Here is an 18836-nt window from a genome sequence, read left to right as displayed (position 1 = left end):
CCATGGATGGTTTCGCAACGCTGCCACTCACACGGGAACATCTCGACTGGCCGTTTTTTGAGAAAGCCCATTTAGACTGGGCGGCAAAACTTGATGCTTTTGTGAAAAGCCCGGCGATCACCGGTGTCGAACACCACGATACGGATAATGCCTGCCGCGCTCTGGTGAAAGCGCTCGGAAAAGCCGGACTGCTCCAAGCGGCGGTCAGTCTGACGGGCGGTGACGGGATCGATTCCCGGAAGCTTTGCATCGCCCGCGAGACACTGGCTTATCATGACGGACTTGCCGATTTCGCTTTTGCCATGCAAGGACTTGGCACCGGCGCGATCAGCCTTAGCGGGTCGGACGAACTCAAACAAGCAGTCTTGCCGAAAGTGGCAAGTGGAGAATGGATTTCGGCCTTTGCCCTTTCGGAGAAGCTCGCGGGTTCAGATGTAGCGGCGATGGGTTGCGCGGCGAGATTGGACGGCGACCATTACGTGCTCGACGGCGAGAAGACATGGATTTCCAATGGCGGCATCGCTGATGTCTATACAGTCTTTGCCCGCACAGGCGAAGCGCCAGGAACACGAGGCATTTCGGCCTTTGTCGTTTTAGCCAACGATCCTGGCTTTTCAATTGCAGAGCGCATTGATGTCATCGCTCCGCATCCGCTGGCCACGATCCGCTTCGATAATTGTCGCATCCCCGCTGGTCGTCGGCTCGGCGCGCCGGGCGAAGGTTTTAAAATCGCCATGCGCACGCTCGATATTTTCCGCGCATCCGTTGCCGCCTCTGCCCTGGGCTTTGCGCGCCGTGCTGCAAGCGAGGCGTTGGCACATGCGAAGTCACGCCCGATGTTCGGTGGCAGATTGGCAGACTTGCAACTCACGCAAGCGACACTTGGCGACATGGCGACCGACATCGATGCTGCCGCTCTTCTGACCTATCGAGCAGCATGGCGGCGCGACGTTCAGAAGCTGAGCACAACCAAAGAGGCCGCGATGGCAAAGATGGTTGCGACGGAAAACGCCCAACAGACAATCGACAAAGCCGTTCAAATGTTTGGCGGTCGTGGCGTGAAAAGCGGCGAAATCGTCGAGCGGCTTTATCGTGAAATACGTGCACTTCGCATCTATGAAGGCGCGACCGAAGTGCAGAAACTCATTATCGCACGCGAACTGCTGAAAGCCACTTAGAGCCTGCTATTGCGCGCATTTTTGGAGATATAACATGCATAAGACCCTTCAGCCGCAAGGCTGGGCACGCCCAATCGGTTATTCCAATGGCGTTGAAGCGCGTGGGCGTACCGTTTACATCGGCGGACAGATCGGTTGGAACGAACAACAACAGTTTGAGACCGACGATTTCGTCGAGCAGACCGAGCAGACATTGAAAAACATTGTGGCAATCCTGGCGGAAGCTGGGGGCAGCCCGGAACATATCGCCTCAATGACTTGGTACTTCACCGACAAGGATGAATACATCACCAATCTTAAAGGGATCGGCCGCGCCTATCGCGATGTAATCGGTAAGCACTTCCCCGCGATGGCGGCAGTTCAGGTCGTCGCATTGATCGAAGACCGGGCTAAGATCGAAATACAGGCTTTCGCCGTAATACCAGACTGAGACCGCCATGGCTGATAAAAGCGAATTCTCTCCAACTGTCACGGGTACGGTTATAGACGGCGTTCTTGTCGTCACCGTCGATAGCCCTCCAGTCAATGCAACATCCGCAGAGGTGCGCAGAGGCTTTGCCGCAGCCATTGGCCATGCTTCTACTGAAACAGCGATCCGCGCGACCGTTCTGATCGGTGCAGGCAAGATCTTCATTGGAGGAGCGGACATTCGCGAATTCGGCAAGCCTCCCACCGAACCAACATTGCCGGACGTAATCACCATCATCGAAAGCGCCGATAAACCTGTGGTAGCCGCGATCAACGGGCCTGCTTTGGGTGGCGGACTTGAGGTAGCGCTTGGAGCTCACGCGCGTATCGCATCATTAAGCGCCTCTCTTGGCTTGCCGGAGGTTAAACTTGGGATCGTGCCGGGTGCGGGGGGCACCCAGCGCCTTCCTCGACTGATCGGGCCCCTTCCAGCACTCGATATGATCGCCACCGGTCGCCAGATTACCGCTCAAGAAGCGCAGCGACTGGGTCTGATCGACCAAATAGCAGACAACGATCTTGTGGCCGACGCCATCAAGCTCGCCACTTCAATGGCCGGTCAGCCGTTGCGTCGGACCCGCGATCTGTCCGTTGCTGCGCCCGATGCAACCGCTTTTGAACATGCCAAAGCCCAAATTCTGAGAAAAGCGCGTGGTGCGGCTGCTCCCGGCGAAGCAGCGCGGCTAGTTCAAGTCTCGATAACCGCTTCGATTGCAGAAGGTTTAGGCGAAGAACGAAAGACTTTCATTCGCCTGCGCGATAGTGCTGAAGCGGCCGCGCTGCGGCATCTGTTTTTCGCCGAACGCGCGGCGGGAAAAGTGGAAGGCATGGAAGCAAAACCCCAACCACTTTCGACTATCGGCATCGCCGGCACCGGTTTGATGGGGGCAGGTATCGCTGCCGCCTGTCTTACTGCTGGTTATAATGTCATAGGCTATGAACAAACTGCAGATGCAGCCAGCAAAGGTGCTAAACGGATTGCCGATTTAATCCAGAAAGCCGTCGACACTGGCAGGCTTTCGACCGAGGCCGCAGAAAGCCAACGTGCAAGGCTTACGCTCAGCGCTGATATGGCAGCACTTGCCAACGCTGATCTCGTCATCGAAGCCGTGTTTGATGATTTCACGGTCAAGGCCTCGCTGTTCCGGCAACTCGACATGTTGCTGCCTCCATCTGTCATTCTGGCAACCAATACAAGCTATCTCAACCCGAATGAGTTGAGCGCGGTCACAAACCGCTCAGACCGGGTGCTGGGGCTGCACTTTTTCTCGCCAGCCAATATCATGCGCTTGCTTGAAGTGGTGCGCTGCCAAGATACATCCGACGAAACGCTCGTCACAGGAATTGCTTTCGCGCGCAAGATCAAGAAGCTGCCCATCATCACCGGCGTCTGCGAAGGCTTTATTGGTAACCGGATTTTTTCGGCATACCGGACGGAGGCTGAAAAAATGCTGGCTGAGGGCGCCTACCCCAAAGATATTGATCGCGCGATGGAAGCCTATGGCTTTCCAATGGGGTTATTTGCGGTTAACGACATGGCCGGTTTGGAAATTGCCTGGGCGCGGCGCAAGAGAGCGGCGGCCACCCGTCATCCCAGCCTTCCTTATTTCGATGTTGCCGACAAACTATGCGAAGCCGGGCGTTTTGGACGCAAGGCAGGTCTTGGCTGGTATCGCTATGAGGATGGTGTTCGCGTGAGCGACGAGGAAGTCCACACTCTGATCGACGATTACCGTGAACGCAATGCAATTATTCCCCGCCATTTGCCCGATGAAGCCATCATGCAGCGCCTCCTCGCCGCCATGATGGTTGAAGGACAGGCTTTGCTTGCAGAGGGCATTGCGCAACGTTCCGACGATATCGATCTCGTTCTTGTCAATGGATACGGGTTCCCCGCAATCAAAGGCGGCCCGATGTTCGCGACACAACAGATGGGAGAAACCCGATGACAGAAGCGTTCATCTGTGACTACATCCGCACGCCAATTGGTCGCTTTGGCGGAGCCTTATCCAGCATCCGAACAGACAATCTTGCTGCTATTCCGCTCAAAGCGCTGGTTGAGCGCAATCCGGCGCTGGATTGCGAAGCGATTGAGGATGTGATTTTCGGATGCGCCAATCAGGCGGGCGAAGATAACCGCAATGTTGCCCGCATGGCGGCACTGCTTGCCGGTTTGCCCGTTAACGTCACCGGTACGACAATCAACAGACTTTGCGGCTCTGGAATGGACGCGGTGCTCGCTGCAGCACGCGCTATCCGCGCCGACGAAGCTGAGCTTATGATTGCAGGTGGCGTTGAAAGCATGAGCCGCGCGCCCTTTGTTTTACCCAAGGCAGACAGCCCTTTCTCGAGACGTGCAGAAATTCATGATACGACAATCGGCTGGCGCTTCGTCAATCCGGTCATGAAAGCTCAATACGGCATCGACTCCATGCCGGAGACCGGAGACCACGTGGCTGTCGATTATGCAATCAAGCGCATGGACCAGGATGTTTTCGCCTGGCAAAGTCAAAAGAAGGCCGCGGCCGCACAAAGCAATGGTCGACTGGCGCAAGAAATAACGCCTGTTTCCACTCCTCAGCGCAAAGGTGAACCTATAGTTGTCAGCGCTGACGAACATCCACGTGAAACCAGCCTTGATGCATTGGCCAAATTGAGACCAATCAACCAGTTGGAAGGTGCCACAGTCACCGCGGGCAACGCGTCAGGTGTCAACGATGGAGCTGCAGCACTCATCATCGCATCGCAGGCCGCTGCCCGGAAGTTCGGGCTCACCCCCGTTGCTCGCGTTCTGGGCGGCGCGACGGCAGGCGTTGCTCCACGCCTCATGGGTATTGGCCCGGCACCCGCCAGCAAGAAACTGATGGCGCGGCTGGGCATGAAGCAGGAGCAGTTTGCTGTCATTGAACTCAATGAAGCCTTCGCCAGCCAAGGATTAGCGACGCTACGTCTTCTGGGAGTTGCCGATGACGACATCCGGGTCAATCCAAATGGCGGAGCCATCGCTCTCGGACATCCGCTAGGCATGTCAGGAGCGCGCATCACCGGCACAGCGGCACTGGAGCTCAAGCTCAGTGGCGGCCGCTTTGCTCTCGCAACGATGTGCATCGGTGTGGGACAAGGTATCGCCATCGCACTCGAAAGAGTTTAGCGCCCTTGTCACGATCTGCCGTTAAATACGGCAGGTCGAAGGCCTTTAGCGCCCGAATGTGGGAGATCGAACTCTTTTGAGAGTTCTCTCTCGGCAAATTAGAGTGCCTAATTGCACATCAGGATGAATGGCTCTGCTACTAACAGAGTTTCTGCAACAGCCGTTGGGTTGCTTCAATATCTTGGATCATAAGCCCGCCCGCCTTTTTTGCGTCACCAGCACCAATGGCATCAAGCATTTCGTAATGGTAGGCTGAATAAGGATGGATAATGCCCTTATCAACTTCTTGACGAACATGATTGGAAAGAAGACGCATGTAGGGCCCAAGTCGCAACCACAGCGTTTCAATCATCTGCGGTAAAGTTTCCGACCCGGATAGTTCATAAATCGTGAAATGAAACTCCTGGTTCTTGCGCAACATCTCGTAGATTTTGCCATCGTGACCGAGTGCTTCATGCTCTCGTGCAAGTGCCCGACAACGGTCTACGTCTAAAGCTTGCATGCGTGGTGTTGCAAGTTCGGTGGCAAGCCCTTCCAGGGCAACACGAACCCGACAGATATCATCCAGCCGTTCCCGCGACGTATCGGGCACGCGTGCCGATCCGTTACGCGCAATTTCCAGACCGTTCTCCGCCGCCAGCCGTCGCAATGCCTCGCGTACTGGCATATGGCTTGTCCCGAACTCTGCAGCAAGTGCTGCGATCGTTACCGCCTGGGACGGTTCGAATGAACCCCACATCAAAGCCTGACGAAGCTGTTCGTAGACACCATCTTGCACGGTTACGCGCGAAGATACCTTCAACAGACGGGGTTCACCGATCATTTGCTTCAAATTCCTTGTCTCCGTGTTCCTCAACTATAGCATTATACCGGCCAATAGGATCACCAGGTGTCGCACAAATTAGATAAAAACGACAGGTTCGTGCAGAAATCGACATCTAATAGGAATGCTTAGCCTACGGCCAGCCTGTCTAACGCATCGCATAAGGCTTGCGTTTCTCCCTCAGAGGTCACCGACCCGGGTGAAAACCGCAAAATACGACCGCGACAATCGCAGTAAAAATCTTCAGCCTTCAAGCCGGTCATGATAGCAGCTGCCCGTTCAGCGGTGTCCGCTCGTGCCATGACGCTGCCGCCGCGCTCTTGAGACTTTTCTGGGGAGATCAGTGTCAGTGCAGAGTTGGCAATCACCCGGTCCACAATTGTACCTGTCAATATTTCGTTATGCCTGGCCAAGTTATCGACACCGGTCGTCGAAACAAAATCAAGCCCTGCTTGCGACGCTATCGCTGCCAGAACAGCAGGTGTACCGTGATCGAAGCGCCGCGCATCATCGGCGTAGGTAAAACTATCGAGATCCCATGAAAAGGGATTAGGTTGGCTAAACCACCCACGCAATTCAGGCTTGCAGGTCGTCAGTAATTGCGGGCGGACATAGATCGCCCCTGCTCCTGAACTTCCACAAAGCCATTTAAGAGACGAACCGACAACGACATCAAGTTCACCGACAGAAAAGGGACGAATTCCCACGCCCTGCGTCACATCGGCAATAATGATTGTTCCGTGCTGCCTACCGTGTTTACTGATCAGGTCGAGGTCGACAAGCTTGGATGTCGTGGAAGAAACCCATGTTGTCAGTGCAATCGCAACATCACTGCCCCAAGCGTCGATGAAATCCTCGTCGCGCACAAAACTTTCGCCCTGTCTCATCGGCACGGTTTGCAGTGTAAATCCCAACCGCGCCTGCAAGCCAGCCAGCAAAAAATGTAGGCTCGGAAAGCAATCGCCAGCCGCCAGAATTCGGCGACCGCGCAGTAACTCTTCAGGCAGCGCGCCGATCAAACTATAAAGGGCGAGCGTTACGTTCTCCGCAGTGGTCATGGTTCCTGCAGGAGCGCCAATCAAACGCTCCCAACTTTGGATGAAATGCCCGCGCTGTGCCAACATCTCTGGCCATTGCTCGTCATTTTCTGCTGACCATATATCTGAATAACGTTCGAGTGCCGTTTTGACTTTTTCCGCCTTACCGGGAAAGGTACCTATCGAATGATAGAGAAAATAACCGCTCATATTGATGCCTGCCATGTTGATGTTGCCGATGTCTGCCGTAAACCTAGATTGTACCTATCGGACTTTTTCCTTTTTGAAGCGCGCCTCAAGAAGCGCCACAAGCCGCACCAGTGGCAGCAGAATGATGAGATAGATTAGTGCGGCGCCAATCAACGGCGTAGGATTGGCATAAAGCGCTTGAGCGTCCTGGGCTTCCTTCAGAAGCTCGGGCAAAGCCACAGTAGAGGCCAGTGCAGTATCCTTGAACATAGACACACAATTGCTGGTCGTTGGCGGAATGATGATACGGATCGCCTGCGGTAAAACCACTTTCCAAAGCGTAACAGGAAATGAAATTCCAAGTGCCGACGCGGCTTCGAACTGACCGCGCGGTACACTTTCGATGCCCGACCGGAACACTTCTGCCGAGTATGCCGCCATAACCATGGAAAATGCCATGATTGCTGAGGTCCAGGCAGACAGGCGTATGCCGATGAATGGAAGTGCATAATAGATCAGGATCAGCACGACCAAAACTGGCATGGCGCGGAATACATCGATGTAGGCGACCGCGAGATAGCGAAGTAACTTTGGGCCGTATAGACGAATAATGCTGATCAGCAAGCCAGACAGAATACCAAAGAATATGCTGGCGATGCCGATAAGAAACGTGTTGAGAAGACCACGTCCCAGCGCCGGCAGGCTTGATGCTAGAACTTCGGAGTTCAGAAAGGTTTCAACGAATGTCATATTGGCGTCCTTCGCAGGCAATCCTGGGAGCGCACGACCGGCCATTTTGACCAGTTACGGTCGAAGATGGGCCGATCCTGCGAATGCGACCCATCTGTCACCAACGTCAGAAGAATGGCTTCAAAAGATTATGGTTTTGGGATCGGCGCGACTGTCACTGTCGAGGAACCAGCTGCAGGATCGGTACCGAACCATTTTTTATGAATGGCTGCAGTAACACCTTCCTTCTTCATGGCAGAAATTGCATCGTTGAGCTTGCCAAGCAGCGGATGGTCCTTCGCCATCATCAGACCGTATTGCTCACCGGTCTGGATTCGATCCTTAACAACAAAGCCCTTCAACTTAAGAAATAAGTGCTCCATTCCCGGAACATCGGAAATCACTGCGTCGATACGGCCCGCACCGAGATCAAGAAACAAATCCTGTTGCGAGTTGTAGCCTTTGATATCGGCGAAGCCTTTGGCATCCTTGTTATCCTTAACCCATTTCTCGCCCGTGGAACCAGAAAGGGCACCAACCGTCTTGCCCTTCAAATCGGCCAATCCTGTTACGGCACTATCGGTTTTGGTAGCAACCCCAATATCTGAATCATAATAGGGTTGGGTGAAGGACTGCGACTTCAGGCGTTCCGGCGTGATCGTAATTGACGAAACCGCCACGTCGATGCGACGCGAAGTCGTGGCAGCAAACAGCGCTTGAAACCCGTAGTCGGCAATTTCCGGCTCCAGGCCTGCGCGTTTTGCTGCTTCCTTCGCAATATCGATTTCGAAGCCTTCGAATGTCCCATCTGCATTCTTAAACTCGAAAGGGGGGTTGCTTGGATAAGCACCGATATTAAGCGCGTCGGCAGCAAGCGATGCAGAACTCATCGCAACAGCGCCCGCAAGACTTGTCAGAACCAGAAAACTACGCCGAGAAATCATCATATTTTTATTCCCTCTATGGGTCGTTTCTTTCCGGTAGAAGTTCCTGCTTCCACCTTGCCGACCATTTTGATTATTTGTTCATATGGTATTTTAAGTTTCAACTATAATTGCCTTAGTCTGCGCAACCAAACGGCAGATATCTGGCCCCAGTTCCTCAAAGAGATCCAAAGAACCGTTGAAGGCGATCCATGGCCTCGTTGACGCGTGCAAGTGATTGTGAACCAAAACAGACGCGCAAATGTCCTTCGCCACAGGCTCCGTAAAAGCTCCCCGCTTCCAGTACGACACCCGCTTCCGTCATAATGCGTTCAGCCATATCCTGCGATTTAACTCCCAATGCAGCGATTTTTGGAAACGCGTAAATAGTACCTTGTGGCCAATCGCAGGTGACACCCGACATCTGGTTTAACCTTGATACAACGATGTCGCGCTTCAACTTGTCGTCGCCCACCAGTTCAGCCAATATTTCTTTCGGACCGGATATTGCGGCCAGAGCGCCCGCCTGAATAAAGGTGTTCACGTGTGTGACGTCGTTTGTGGTGATCTTCAGAATGCCTTCGATCATGTGCGAGGGTGCGGTGAGATACCCAAGTCGCCAGCCGTCCATCGCAAAGCTTTTGGTAAATGCGAACATTGATATCGTTCGTTCCTTCATGCCAGGCAATGAAGCGATCGAAACATGGCGAACACCATCGAACAGAATATCTTCGTAAACCTCATCAGCGACCACCACCAAATCATGGCGGCGAGCAATATCTGCCAAAACCTCCAACTCCTTGAGACTGTAGACCCGTCCCGTGGGGTTACACGGATTGATCAAAACAATCATTTTTGTGCGATCTGTGATCTTTGGTTCGATCAAATCCGCCTTGATCGAAAAGCGGTCATTCGCATCGAGGGGTGCCAGTACAGGTATGGCTCCAGCAAGTTCTATCTTGCCAATATGTTGGGGATAGTATGGCTCCAGCAGGATAACTTCATCTCCTGGGTCCAGCAGCGCCATAAAAGCTGCGAAGGATGCGTGGGTCAACCCGTTGGTTACAACAACGTCGGATGCCGAAACATCCATTCCATTTTTTTCACAAAGACGGGCCGCCAGTGCTTCGCGCAGTTTGGGAATTCCCTGAAGATGTGAGTAGTGGACATCGCCCGCCATCAAGGCATTAACGGTCGCCTTCTTGATATGAAGCGGTGTATCGGCATGGGGACTTCCAAGCTCCATATGGATGAGATCACCGGCGTCCGCACCAAGCCCCGCCGCCCGCGCATACATGCCAAAGGATTTTTTGGAGCTTTCGGTTATGCGTTTGGCAAGGCGGACCATCTATCTATCTTTCCTGTTATCTCTGTGTCTCAGCCACACGCGAGCGTGTAGAGGAACCTGCTTCCGTTACCATGGTCAGCAGCGCAATCGGCTGTGCAACTTCCATCCCATCGTCTTCATTTCATGTCCCAAACCGACCGCATCAACGCGCCTTCAAACGGTAAGAGCGATCCAAGATGAATATATCTAAAGATCATTTGATCAAATAAGCAAGCGAAAAAATTTCCGCGCTATTTCTGCGCGCGCAGAATGATTTCGCTCTCTATAACCTCTTGTTCCTATTCTTTTTTTGCGAAGATTCTCAGCTCGAAAATCACGAATATCGCAGCTAATTCAAATCCTCGAAGTGACATTCAACACTATTCTTCATCATCATCGATAAGGTGATTACCCACCGAATTCTTGACAAGTTTCATGTCGCTTAACAGCGACGCGATGGTGTCCCGGTCGACCTCCGCCATCAGATCACGCAACCAGCTTTCGTGGACACTCGCCATCTTTGCGAACACCGTCTGCCCCGAATCTGTCAAGCGCGCGACAGTAACGCGCCTGTCGGCACCAGGTGTCTCCCGTCGCACGAGCCCGTCGCTTTCCAGTCGTTCAACTAAACCTGTGATGTTGCCATTCGTCACCATGGCCCGGCGCGAAAGCTCCCCTAGTCGTAAACCATCCGGTTCCCGGTAGAGCTGCGCAAGAATGTCAAACTGAGGCAGCGTAACTCCAAACTCATTGCGTAAACGGCGGCGAATCTCCTGTGAGATTAGTCGAGTTGTTGCCAGCATGCGTAACCAAAGACGCAGCTCTTGCTTTTCGCCTTCATCGACTTCGGTGACTATAAATTCGAGATCCATATTCTACTGCCCCGGTAGATATCGTTGCGCTGCAATTTGCGAGAATTGCGCCAAGCAACGGATATTTCAAGCCTAAATCAACCGCATCACCGCATCCTTGCCAATTATTGGGCGACGCATCACACAATAGCCTGCCCCTAGCGCAGGCAAACCGGCGAGAATGCCCTGGCGCAAGCAACTCTATTTTTAGTGGTTCATGATTTTATACTTGAATGCATATATTCGCGTTACTTTGCACGAGGTCTCGTCACCAATCTCGGCGCGTTCAAGCGGCTTTAAATTGCCGGAATACATGGCTTCTTAGCCAAAACCCTTCTTCGACAGAAAGATTGATAGAAGTTTTTACAGGTAAGATACTTGCAAGAGCATATTCCTTGACATAGGCTTTGAACGAACGTCCGAAAGAGACCGGTTCATAAAGGACCGCACAATAATGCCGGCGCCGGCTCAGGACGAAATGGGGATTGCATGAACGATACATCTGCGCTTGCCAGCCTCGCGTTTGGACTATTGTCTGGTGCTGTCAAGGTTGTTGACATCACCGCGCCACTCGGTCCGGATACACCTGTCCTTTACCTTCCTCCCCAATTCGGCAAAAACACGCCAAATGTTAAAGTTCACACTATTAGCCAATATGATCAAGACGGGCCCTTCTGGGCCTGGAACTGGATGGAGCTTGGCGAACATACCGGCACCCATTTCGATGCCCCTTGTCACTGGATTACCGGAAAAGATCATTCTGGCAATACTACCGACACGATCCCGCCGCAGAACTTTGTTGCCCCTTTAAACGTTATTGACCGGTCGGCTCAGGCAACCGCCGACGCCGATTATCTGCTGACGGTTGAGAGCATCAAGGAATGGGAAGCAGAGCACGGTGAAATCGAAGCAGGTTCGTGGGTTCTAATGCGTACGGATTGGTACAAGCGCAATGGGTCGGCTGACACATTTTTGAATGCCGATGAAAACGGCCCTCACTCTCCCGGTCCTACGGTCGATGCAATCGAGTACCTTCTTTCGAAAGGCATAATCGGATGGGGGCAGGAAACAGTAGGTACTGACGCAGGATCCGCTGGCACCATGCACCCTCCGTTTCCCGCGCATAATCTTATGCACAAGGCAAACCGTTACGGTCTGGCAAGCCTGAGTAACCTAGATCAGTTGCCTGCAAAAGGTGCGATCCTGATCGCGGCGCCGTTGAAATTTGTCAATGGCACCGGCTCTCCGGTCCGTGCACTCGCTCTTGTTGCTGAAAGCGACAAGTAGGACACGACCGCCTGGAAAGTATCAGCTTCATTGTGTTGGCTTTTGTAAAGAGCTCCCGCTCCTATCAGATATGTCGAACCAAACTCGCCCCATCTAGTGGGGACACTGAAGAGACGACGACATCCTCGTCGTCTCTTGTACGTTGAAACTGGAAAGAATAATATCCGACGGCACCCGTGAATGAAGGCTCTCACCGCTCTGGTATTTGTTGACGGTCTGAGACCGCAACGCTTGGCTTCATATACCGTTATAACACCGTGAATGGAGCCAAGGCGGGACATGACATTGCCAAACGCAGCTATATCTCCATTGTCGAAGCGGTGGCTCATAAGGATAATGTCGACCTCTGGTATCTGATGGAAAGTTAGGTCGAAAGCTCTTTTCTGATAATTTCAGCACCCGTACTCAATGCACTTAATTTCCTTCGTGCCACTTGCCGAGGCAATGGTGCCATGCCGCAATTGGTGCATGGATATAGTTTGTCTGCATCAACAAACTGAAGTGCCTTTCGCAAAGTGCTGGCAACTTCCTCCGGCGTCTCAACGGTTTGGGTCGCAACATCAATGGCGCCCACCATCACCTTCTTGCCTCGAAGGAGTTCTATCAGATCTATCGGAACATGTGAGTTTTGACATTCCAGCGAGATCAGATCGATATTGGATTTCTGCAGTTTGGGGAAGGATTCCTCATATTGACGCCATTCGGAACCAAGGGTCTTTTTCCAATCAGTATTAGCCTTAATTCCGTATCCATAGCAAATATGAACTGCCGTTTCGCATTTGAGACCCTCGATTGCCCTCTCAAGGGTAGCAACGCCCCAATCATTGACATCATCAAAGAACACGTTGAATGCTGGCTCATCGAATTGGATAATATCTACGCCGGCAACCTCCAGTTCTTTAGCTTCTTCATTGAGTATCTTTGCGAACTCCCAGGCTAGTTTCTCACGGCTCTTATAGTGGGCATCATAAAGCGTATCGATCATCGTCATAGGCCCCGGCAACGCCCATTTAATGGGCTGCTGGGTTTGCTGACGTAGGAACTTCGCATCATCGACAAAAACCGGTTTTGGACGGGACACGGCTCCAACGACTGTCGGTACACTCGCATCATAGCGATTGCGGATTCTGACTGTTTCTCGCTTTTGAAAATCAACACCGTCAAGGTGCTCGATAAATGTTGTGACAAAATGCTGACGCGTCTGTTCGCCGTCACTGACTATATCGATGCCCGCCTGTCGTTGATCGTCCAAGGATAAGCGCAGAGCATCCTGCTTGCCAGCGATCAGTTCCTCATCCTGTAACTTCCAAGGCGACCAAAGTTTTTCAGGTTCTGCAAGCCAGGAAGGCTTTGGTAAACTGCCGGCGGTCGACGTGGGCAATAGTCTTTTCATGATAGATAACCTTATCTTTTGGCTCATCAAAGCGTGTAATTGGCAGACCATTGCTCAAGTACGGTCTTATACGGCGTCATGAATTGTTCCTGAGCGAATATGCCCTGCTTAACAGCCAATCGGCTTCGCTCTTCGCGATCATAGACAACACGTGTCAGTGAGTAGTCCTCGTGTTTAAGGCTTGGCCGAAAGCAAGCCCCAGCTACCGAATTGGCATTGTAAATCTCGGGCCGATAGATCTTTTGAAAAGTCTCCATCGTGCTGATTGTTCCGATAAGCTCAAGATTGGTATAGTCATCAAGGAGGTTGCCAACAAAATAGAAAGCGAATGGCGCAACACTGTTTGGCGGCATGAAGAAGCGGACCTGCAACCCCATTTTTTTAAAATATTGATCAGTCAAAGATAATTCGTTTTGCCGATACTCTACACCCAGCACCGGATGATAGTTACCAGTCCGGTGATATGTCTTACTGCTAGAAGCGCTTAAGCAGATGACTGGTGGCTTGCGAAAATGCTCTTTATACGCATTCGACTTTAGAAAACATTTGAATAGCTTTCCATGCAGGTCGCCGAAGTCATCTGGAATGCTGAACGTGGAGCGCCCCTTGTTATATTCGGGCAGAACGACGCTAAAGTCGTAATCTCGAACATAAGAAGAGAAGTTGTTTCCAACAATGCCTTCGATCTGTTCGCCAGTCTTTTGATCAACGATATTGGCTTTCAATATCTCTATCAGTGGGAAAGCATCCGAGTTGCCTTCCGCATCAATATTCATCTCGACCGAGATGATTTCGAGTTCAACCCTATAGCGATTGCCATCGGTATTATCCCAATGCGCCAGAGCGTTGAACCGATTATCAATCATTCTCAGCGCGTTACTAAGGTTCTCCTGGCGGTTCCTCCCCCTGGCTAAATTTGCAAAGTTGGTCGTTACACGCGTGTTGGTTGAGGGCAGATAGTTCTCATCAAAACGATGGAAATTTAGATGAAACGTGAAATCGTCACGCCTCGTGATCGGTTGACGATTAACATATGGCTCGCCGCTCGCGGCGACCGGAATTGCGGTTTGAGACATGACTCACCCCAAAAAGTTGGGGGCATGGGTCAGCGAACTCATAGCAATAGGGACCGCTACGCGGCCTTCGCTACGGCACACCGGGACACCCCGCCCGTGGACGTTACTTTGCGAAGGCAGGTCTCCTGGCTCGCGGGTCATTGCTTCTCTCCGTCTTCCCAGGGAGAACCCCAGTGACATTCTGGACATCAGCTTGCCGCTTACAGTTGCGGGGGCAGCGTCGGCTTTCCCAATAGTCTGGGGCACCAACTTCCCTCTTAGCCCCGGCACATCTAAGAGACGACCGGAGAACCTAGGCCAGGTAACTTTCCTGTATCGGACGCAAAATGTCAATAGCACATAAAGAAATGTTTATATCTTTAAGTCGCAAACTGCAGGGCCAAGCTGTTCCTGGCAGAATGCTCATCTGCTTGACCGCTAGTTCCTTTCATTGCTCCTGGAAGGATCGATTACCAGCATTGCCGTGTGGAGATCCGGCATCTCGATTCTAACAATCGTCGCTAATCTCAGGCAAATTCCGCGAAAAATCGGAAACATCCACCGCTGTCTTCTCCGTACGCCCAAATCGCGATCGTATAAGCGAAGATTATCAACGCTATTTTGACGACGCGCTTATTGTATTTTTGATCTGCATGCTGTTGTGATCGTCACCAACGGTGGGGTTTCGGTCTATTTGGAGGAAGTTTGAATGCGAATGTTTCTGATTACGGGTCTGTTGACCCTTATGGCAACCGGTGGGGGCTTTGCTGCTACGTGTGAGCAAAGCTTTAAGTCAGAGGGAGTTCCGCTCTTAACTCCGACTGTCTATCGCGCGACACAAAGCTTTACTGGTATCAAATCGTCGGATGCCTTGCAGCGTATGGCACAAGCCATCGCAGCCGACGGCTTTTCTGGCATCACGATCAACAAGCAGCTCTCGTCCATTGACGCCTTTCAAGATGGATCTGGATCGGGTCGCATGCAGACCTTGCGCGTGACCGCTCGTAAGCAGGGCAAGGGCATACGCGTTGACGCTATCTTCACACTCAAAGTGGGGCAGACGATGAGCACGTCGGTGGCGCGCAAAGGACTTTGCGGTTTCCTAGCTGCGGCAGCAAAATAAGCTAACCGGCTCGATTTTCACTACCGTGCCTTAGAAAGCACGTTGATATCGAGCCCGATCGTCTCTAATTGATGAAGGCAAATCTGGCTCTTCCCGTACACGAAAGGCCGAGAGGCTGGAAACATTCGGATCTCGATATTTTATTGGTACGCTCACTGCGCCTTAGACAGGAATCGCTGTAAGTTCTTGAGGAACCGGCTACTCTCTACCCTGAACGGCATTTTTTGGCGACAACGTGTGGCCTGGTCACCTTTGTCTTCAGGTAGTCAAGAGATGCCACAGCGCCGGAACCAGCATTGCGATGATGAACGTGATAAGTGCGGGTGATCGCCGCGTTTCCAGTAAGAAGTACGGTTGCTTTTGTTCCTTGGTGCGGTGGGAACTTCAGCAACACAGGTCCGGTCTTTCTGCATAGCGACGGTTCTCTCGTAGATCCGATATAGCTTGGACAGTGCCCACAGGCTCTTTCAACTATGCTGGTGCGCCTCTGTCATCATCGCGCCGCCATAAGCACGAAGATGAGAGTGCCTTTATCCGCTCAATAGAAATCTTTGCTCCGTCAGCGGCCCGCGCAGGGAGTTAATCGAAATTGTTGTAACCGTTACTTATTGACAGCCTGTGATGGAAGATATCGAAATGGTTTTTCGAAGAATAACAGCAGGGTAATGGAGGCATCGTTTTTTCAAACCACCCAGCAGAGTGTTGAAAGCAATTGGCTGAACAGACGCAGGGACATTCGAAGCGCCTTCTTTCAACGGCGTATCGGCAGCCAAATTCGTGTGGCAATTGTCAGTAGCAGCAATGTCTCTGGCGTAGTTTGTGGCCTAGTATGAAGTGGCTTCTCGGTCTCGCACCGACCTTAGAGGAGAACGCCCTAATGCGGGTACTACTCGTCATAGCAGGCGGAATCCTGCTGCTCTGCGTGTTTTTGCTCCTAGGCAAAATCTCAGGCGGAGAGCTTTTTATTCTAGTTTGGCTTGCTATCGCTCTGTTGAATATGTGGATTGGCGTTACCCGGTCGGGCAATACAGTGACGCGAGAATTATCGATTCTTTTCGTCGTCTTTGCGGTGCCTGCGACCCTGTCGGCGATAGCGATATGGCAACTCGTGGAAATCGCCCCGCTGAATTTACCTGCTAACCAACAAGGAAGAGCAACCATGTCGATCATTCTCCCACCAGCCCTTCAATCTGGTGCCAATGCGATAAATGCAGGTGACGAAGATGCGTTTGTTGCTGCTTTTTCTCCCGTCGGCATCGTCAATGACTGGGGTCGCATCCTCACTGGAGCCGACGGAGTGCGGTCGTGGGCACGTTCAGACGCCATCGGTGCTAATGCCCGAATGACGATTCTCGAAGCGGTTACTACTGAAAATACCACCCATATTGTGTTCGATTGGCAGAGCCGCGTCTTCAATGGCCGCAGCGAAGCTTATGTGACGATCGTGGACGGGCTGATCACGGAATTCCGCATCCCTGCAAAATAGAGAAAACTAAGCCTATGGCCGCTGAAACTGTTACCCAGGCCGCACAAGCGGCTCATCATGGCGGCGTTGATCTGTTCGCCGTCGTTGTTCTTCTTGCAGCCGCAGTAGTTGCCGTACCGCTGTTCCGCCGGGCGGGGCTCGGCTCAGTCCTCGGTTACTTGGCAGCTGGTCTTGCAATCGGCCCGTTCGGTCTCGGCTTCTTCCATGATGCACAATCCATCATTCATGTTGCTGAACTGGGCGTTGTGTTGTTCCTGTTCATCATCGGCCTTGAAATGCAACCATCACGCCTATGGGCGATGCGCGGGGAGATTTTCGGCCTCGGCCTATTGCAGGTGGGCGTCGCCATCGCCGCACTTGCATGGGTCGGTATTGCGCTTGGCTATCCGACATCAGCGAGTTTCGTTGCTGGTACTGGATTCGTGCTGACCTCGACAGCCATTGTGATGCAAATGTTGCAAGAGCGCGGCGAGATGGGATTGCCCAAGGCAAGACGCATCATTGCAATCCTTCTACTGGAGGATCTGGCCATCGTGCCGCTGCTCGCGCTAGTAGCGTTTCTCGCGCCGGGAGGGGCCGAGGCGACGGTTGGCGACCGTCTGATGGGTGTTGCTATCGGTCTTGCTGCCATCGCGGCACTCGTATTGGCAGGCCGTTATCTGCTCGATCCGATGTTTCGCCTGCTCGCCCGCTTCGGTGCACGCGAGGTGATGACGGCGGCCGCTCTACTGGTCGTGCTGGGATCTGCCGTGCTCATGCAGGCGGGGGGGCTCTCCATGGCGATGGGCGCGTTCCTTGCCGGCGTGCTCTTGTCGGAGTCTTCCTTTCGCCATCAGCTCGAGGCCGATGTCGAACCATTCCGGGGATTACTTCTAGGGCTGTTCTTCCTTGGCGTGGGAATGGCGCTTGACCTCAACATCATCGCAGCGAATTGGACCGTGATAGCGATTTCGGTTCCCGCTTTCATGATCCTCAAGATGACGGTCATCTATGGGGTTGCCAGATTACTCAAAGCCGATAATCGTGAAGCCATCGAGCGCACGGTTTTGATGGCTCAAGGCGGCGAATTCGCCTTCGTACTTTATGCGACCGCCACGCAATTCGGCATCCTGACGGCCGAGTGGAATGCCAACCTGACGGCGATTATCATTATCTCAATGGTGCTGACGCCATTGATGATTATCCTCCATGATCGGCTGTTACCAAAAACAGCACAGTCAATGGAGGGAGTTGAAGTCGCCAACGAGCTGTCGGGCAACGTTCTGCTCATTGGCTTCGGTCGCTTTGGACAAATCGTCAGTCAGCCACTATTGGCGCGGGGGCATTCGATTTCAATCATCGAGACGAGTACCGAGGCGATCCGGAACGCTGAGGATTTTGGCTTCAAAGTCTATTATGGTGATGGTGCGCGCCTCGACATCCTTCATGCCGCCGGTGCAGAGCATGCGAAGGCGATCGTCATCGCTGTCAACGACGCAAAGGCCGCCAACGCGATTGCTGAGCTTGCCCGACACGAGTTTCCACTCGTGCCAGTCTTGGCACGCTCTGTTGATCGCGAGCATGCCATTGAGTTGCTTCACGCAGGGGTTAACTACCAGGTTCGCGAAACACTCGAATCCGCACTCCTTCTTGGGGAACGAGTGCTGGTTGTTCTTGGTGACGAGCCGGAAATGGCGATGGAACTGATGGCTGATATCCGTAAGCGCGACACCGAGCGTTTAGAGATTGAGATGGTCGGGGGAATTTATGCAGGCCGCGACTTGATTCATGGAAATGTTAAAGGCAACCGCAGTAGCTCGGAGACATCATCATGATT

General features: G+C 52.7%; 16 protein-coding genes and 1 riboswitch. Of the genes, 8 read left to right on the top strand and 8 right to left on the bottom strand.

Translation table 11 applies throughout. From position 1 onward, the window contains the following. The first annotated feature begins 2 nt into the window (after positions 1-2). From KMS41_24270 to pcaF, 4 genes are read left to right on the top strand one after another with little or no spacing between them, the layout of a single operon-like run. Complete coding sequence (locus tag KMS41_24270) at positions 3-1178, top strand: acyl-CoA dehydrogenase family protein (protein QWK81612.1); 1176 nt, start codon at positions 3-5, stop codon at positions 1176-1178. A 34-nt stretch (positions 1179-1212) separates the two neighbouring features. Beyond that, the gene (locus KMS41_24265) at positions 1213-1608 is read left to right on the top strand and encodes a RidA family protein (GenBank protein ID QWK81611.1); all 396 of its coding nucleotides are present in this window, start codon (positions 1213-1215) and stop codon (positions 1606-1608) included. A gap of 7 nt (positions 1609-1615) precedes the next feature. Continuing rightward, positions 1616-3595: an enoyl-CoA hydratase/isomerase family protein gene (locus KMS41_24260; GenBank protein ID QWK81610.1), complete on the top strand. Its 1980-nt coding sequence runs from the start codon at positions 1616-1618 to the stop codon at positions 3593-3595. After that, positions 3592-4797: a 3-oxoadipyl-CoA thiolase gene (gene pcaF, locus KMS41_24255; GenBank protein QWK81609.1), complete on the top strand. Its 1206-nt coding sequence runs from the start codon at positions 3592-3594 to the stop codon at positions 4795-4797. The genes KMS41_24260 and pcaF overlap by 4 nt, the downstream gene beginning before the upstream one ends. Before the next feature lie 139 nt (positions 4798-4936). On the opposite strand, the gene KMS41_24250 is transcribed toward pcaF, so the two are convergent. The 6 genes from KMS41_24250 to KMS41_24225 all read right to left on the bottom strand — a co-directional run bounded on the left by KMS41_24250 (position 4937) and on the right by KMS41_24225 (position 10697). Beyond that, on the bottom strand, positions 4937-5620 hold the full coding sequence (locus tag KMS41_24250) for a GntR family transcriptional regulator (protein ID QWK81608.1): 684 nt from the start codon (positions 5618-5620) through the stop codon (positions 4937-4939). Positions 5621-5748: 128 nt separating this feature from the next. Then, positions 5749-6867, bottom strand: a complete 1119-nt coding sequence (locus tag KMS41_24245) for an aminotransferase class V-fold PLP-dependent enzyme (protein QWK81607.1) — start codon at positions 6865-6867, stop codon at positions 5749-5751. A 54-nt stretch (positions 6868-6921) separates the two neighbouring features. Next, on the bottom strand, positions 6922-7596 hold the full coding sequence (locus KMS41_24240) for an amino acid ABC transporter permease (protein QWK81606.1): 675 nt from the start codon (positions 7594-7596) through the stop codon (positions 6922-6924). Positions 7597-7724: 128 nt separating this feature from the next. Beyond that, positions 7725-8522: an ABC transporter substrate-binding protein gene (locus KMS41_24235; protein QWK81605.1), complete on the bottom strand. Its 798-nt coding sequence runs from the start codon at positions 8520-8522 to the stop codon at positions 7725-7727. Positions 8523-8676: 154 nt separating this feature from the next. Further along, positions 8677-9846: an aminotransferase class I/II-fold pyridoxal phosphate-dependent enzyme gene (locus tag KMS41_24230; GenBank protein ID QWK81604.1), complete on the bottom strand. Its 1170-nt coding sequence runs from the start codon at positions 9844-9846 to the stop codon at positions 8677-8679. 359 nt (positions 9847-10205) lie between these two features. Continuing rightward, positions 10206-10697 carry a MarR family transcriptional regulator gene (locus KMS41_24225; protein ID QWK81603.1) on the bottom strand — a complete coding sequence of 164 codons (492 nt, stop codon included), beginning with the start codon at positions 10695-10697 and terminating at the stop codon, positions 10206-10208. Between the two features lie 468 nt (positions 10698-11165). Between KMS41_24225 and KMS41_24220 the strand changes: the two genes are divergently transcribed. Next, positions 11166-11963, top strand: a complete 798-nt coding sequence (locus KMS41_24220) for a cyclase family protein (GenBank protein ID QWK81602.1) — start codon at positions 11166-11168, stop codon at positions 11961-11963. 364 nt (positions 11964-12327) lie between these two features. Here the strand turns inward: KMS41_24220 and KMS41_24215 are convergent, their stop codons facing one another. Together KMS41_24215 and KMS41_24210 are read right to left on the bottom strand one after the other, a co-directional pair. After that, complete coding sequence (locus tag KMS41_24215) at positions 12328-13356, bottom strand: methionine synthase (GenBank protein QWK81841.1); 1029 nt, start codon at positions 13354-13356, stop codon at positions 12328-12330. A 26-nt stretch (positions 13357-13382) separates the two neighbouring features. Further along, complete coding sequence (locus tag KMS41_24210; protein ID QWK81601.1) at positions 13383-14432, bottom strand: DUF1852 domain-containing protein; 1050 nt, start codon at positions 14430-14432, stop codon at positions 13383-13385. A 97-nt stretch (positions 14433-14529) separates the two neighbouring features. Then, a riboswitch (cobalamin riboswitch) is annotated at positions 14530-14743 on the bottom strand. A 377-nt stretch (positions 14744-15120) separates the two neighbouring features. Here KMS41_24210 and KMS41_24205 point away from each other — a divergent pair. From KMS41_24205 to KMS41_24195, 3 genes are all read left to right on the top strand, one after another. Next, positions 15121-15534, top strand: a complete 414-nt coding sequence (locus KMS41_24205) for a hypothetical protein (protein ID QWK81600.1) — start codon at positions 15121-15123, stop codon at positions 15532-15534. Between the two features lie 829 nt (positions 15535-16363). Next, positions 16364-17020, top strand: coding sequence for a nuclear transport factor 2 family protein (locus KMS41_24200; protein ID QWK81599.1), 657 nt, complete (start codon positions 16364-16366; stop codon positions 17018-17020). Positions 17021-17034: 14 nt separating this feature from the next. After that, positions 17035-18834, top strand: a complete 1800-nt coding sequence (locus KMS41_24195) for a monovalent cation:proton antiporter-2 (CPA2) family protein (protein ID QWK81598.1) — start codon at positions 17035-17037, stop codon at positions 18832-18834. The last annotated feature ends 2 nt before the right edge of the window (positions 18835-18836 follow it).

This window comes from Ochrobactrum sp. BTU1 (genome assembly GCA_018798825.1).
Lineage (GTDB): Bacteria > Pseudomonadota > Alphaproteobacteria > Rhizobiales > Rhizobiaceae > Brucella.
This window is presented reverse-complemented; position numbering and strand designations above follow the sequence as displayed.

Excerpts from the sequence above, each read along its gene's own strand:
- pcaF (QWK81609.1), top strand. The coding sequence starts at position 3,592 with ATGACAGAAGCGTTCATCTGTGACTACATCCGCACGCCAATTGGTCGC.
- KMS41_24250 (QWK81608.1), bottom strand. The coding sequence starts at position 5,620 with ATGATCGGTGAACCCCGTCTGTTGAAGGTATCTTCGCGCGTAACCGTG.
- KMS41_24205 (QWK81600.1), top strand. The coding sequence starts at position 15,121 with ATGCGAATGTTTCTGATTACGGGTCTGTTGACCCTTATGGCAACCGGT.
- KMS41_24265 (QWK81611.1), top strand. The coding sequence starts at position 1,213 with ATGCATAAGACCCTTCAGCCGCAAGGCTGGGCACGCCCAATCGGTTAT.
- KMS41_24225 (QWK81603.1), bottom strand. The coding sequence starts at position 10,697 with ATGGATCTCGAATTTATAGTCACCGAAGTCGATGAAGGCGAAAAGCAA.
- KMS41_24215 (QWK81841.1), bottom strand. The coding sequence starts at position 13,356 with ATGAAAAGACTATTGCCCACGTCGACCGCCGGCAGTTTACCAAAGCCT.
- KMS41_24260 (QWK81610.1), top strand. The coding sequence starts at position 1,616 with ATGGCTGATAAAAGCGAATTCTCTCCAACTGTCACGGGTACGGTTATA.
- KMS41_24270 (QWK81612.1), top strand. The coding sequence starts at position 3 with ATGGATGGTTTCGCAACGCTGCCACTCACACGGGAACATCTCGACTGG.
- KMS41_24220 (QWK81602.1), top strand. The coding sequence starts at position 11,166 with ATGAACGATACATCTGCGCTTGCCAGCCTCGCGTTTGGACTATTGTCT.
- KMS41_24195 (QWK81598.1), top strand. The coding sequence starts at position 17,035 with ATGGCCGCTGAAACTGTTACCCAGGCCGCACAAGCGGCTCATCATGGC.
- KMS41_24235 (QWK81605.1), bottom strand. The coding sequence starts at position 8,522 with ATGATGATTTCTCGGCGTAGTTTTCTGGTTCTGACAAGTCTTGCGGGC.
- KMS41_24230 (QWK81604.1), bottom strand. The coding sequence starts at position 9,846 with ATGGTCCGCCTTGCCAAACGCATAACCGAAAGCTCCAAAAAATCCTTT.
- KMS41_24200 (QWK81599.1), top strand. The coding sequence starts at position 16,364 with ATGAAGTGGCTTCTCGGTCTCGCACCGACCTTAGAGGAGAACGCCCTA.
- KMS41_24245 (QWK81607.1), bottom strand. The coding sequence starts at position 6,867 with ATGAGCGGTTATTTTCTCTATCATTCGATAGGTACCTTTCCCGGTAAG.
- KMS41_24240 (QWK81606.1), bottom strand. The coding sequence starts at position 7,596 with ATGACATTCGTTGAAACCTTTCTGAACTCCGAAGTTCTAGCATCAAGC.
- KMS41_24210 (QWK81601.1), bottom strand. The coding sequence starts at position 14,432 with ATGTCTCAAACCGCAATTCCGGTCGCCGCGAGCGGCGAGCCATATGTT.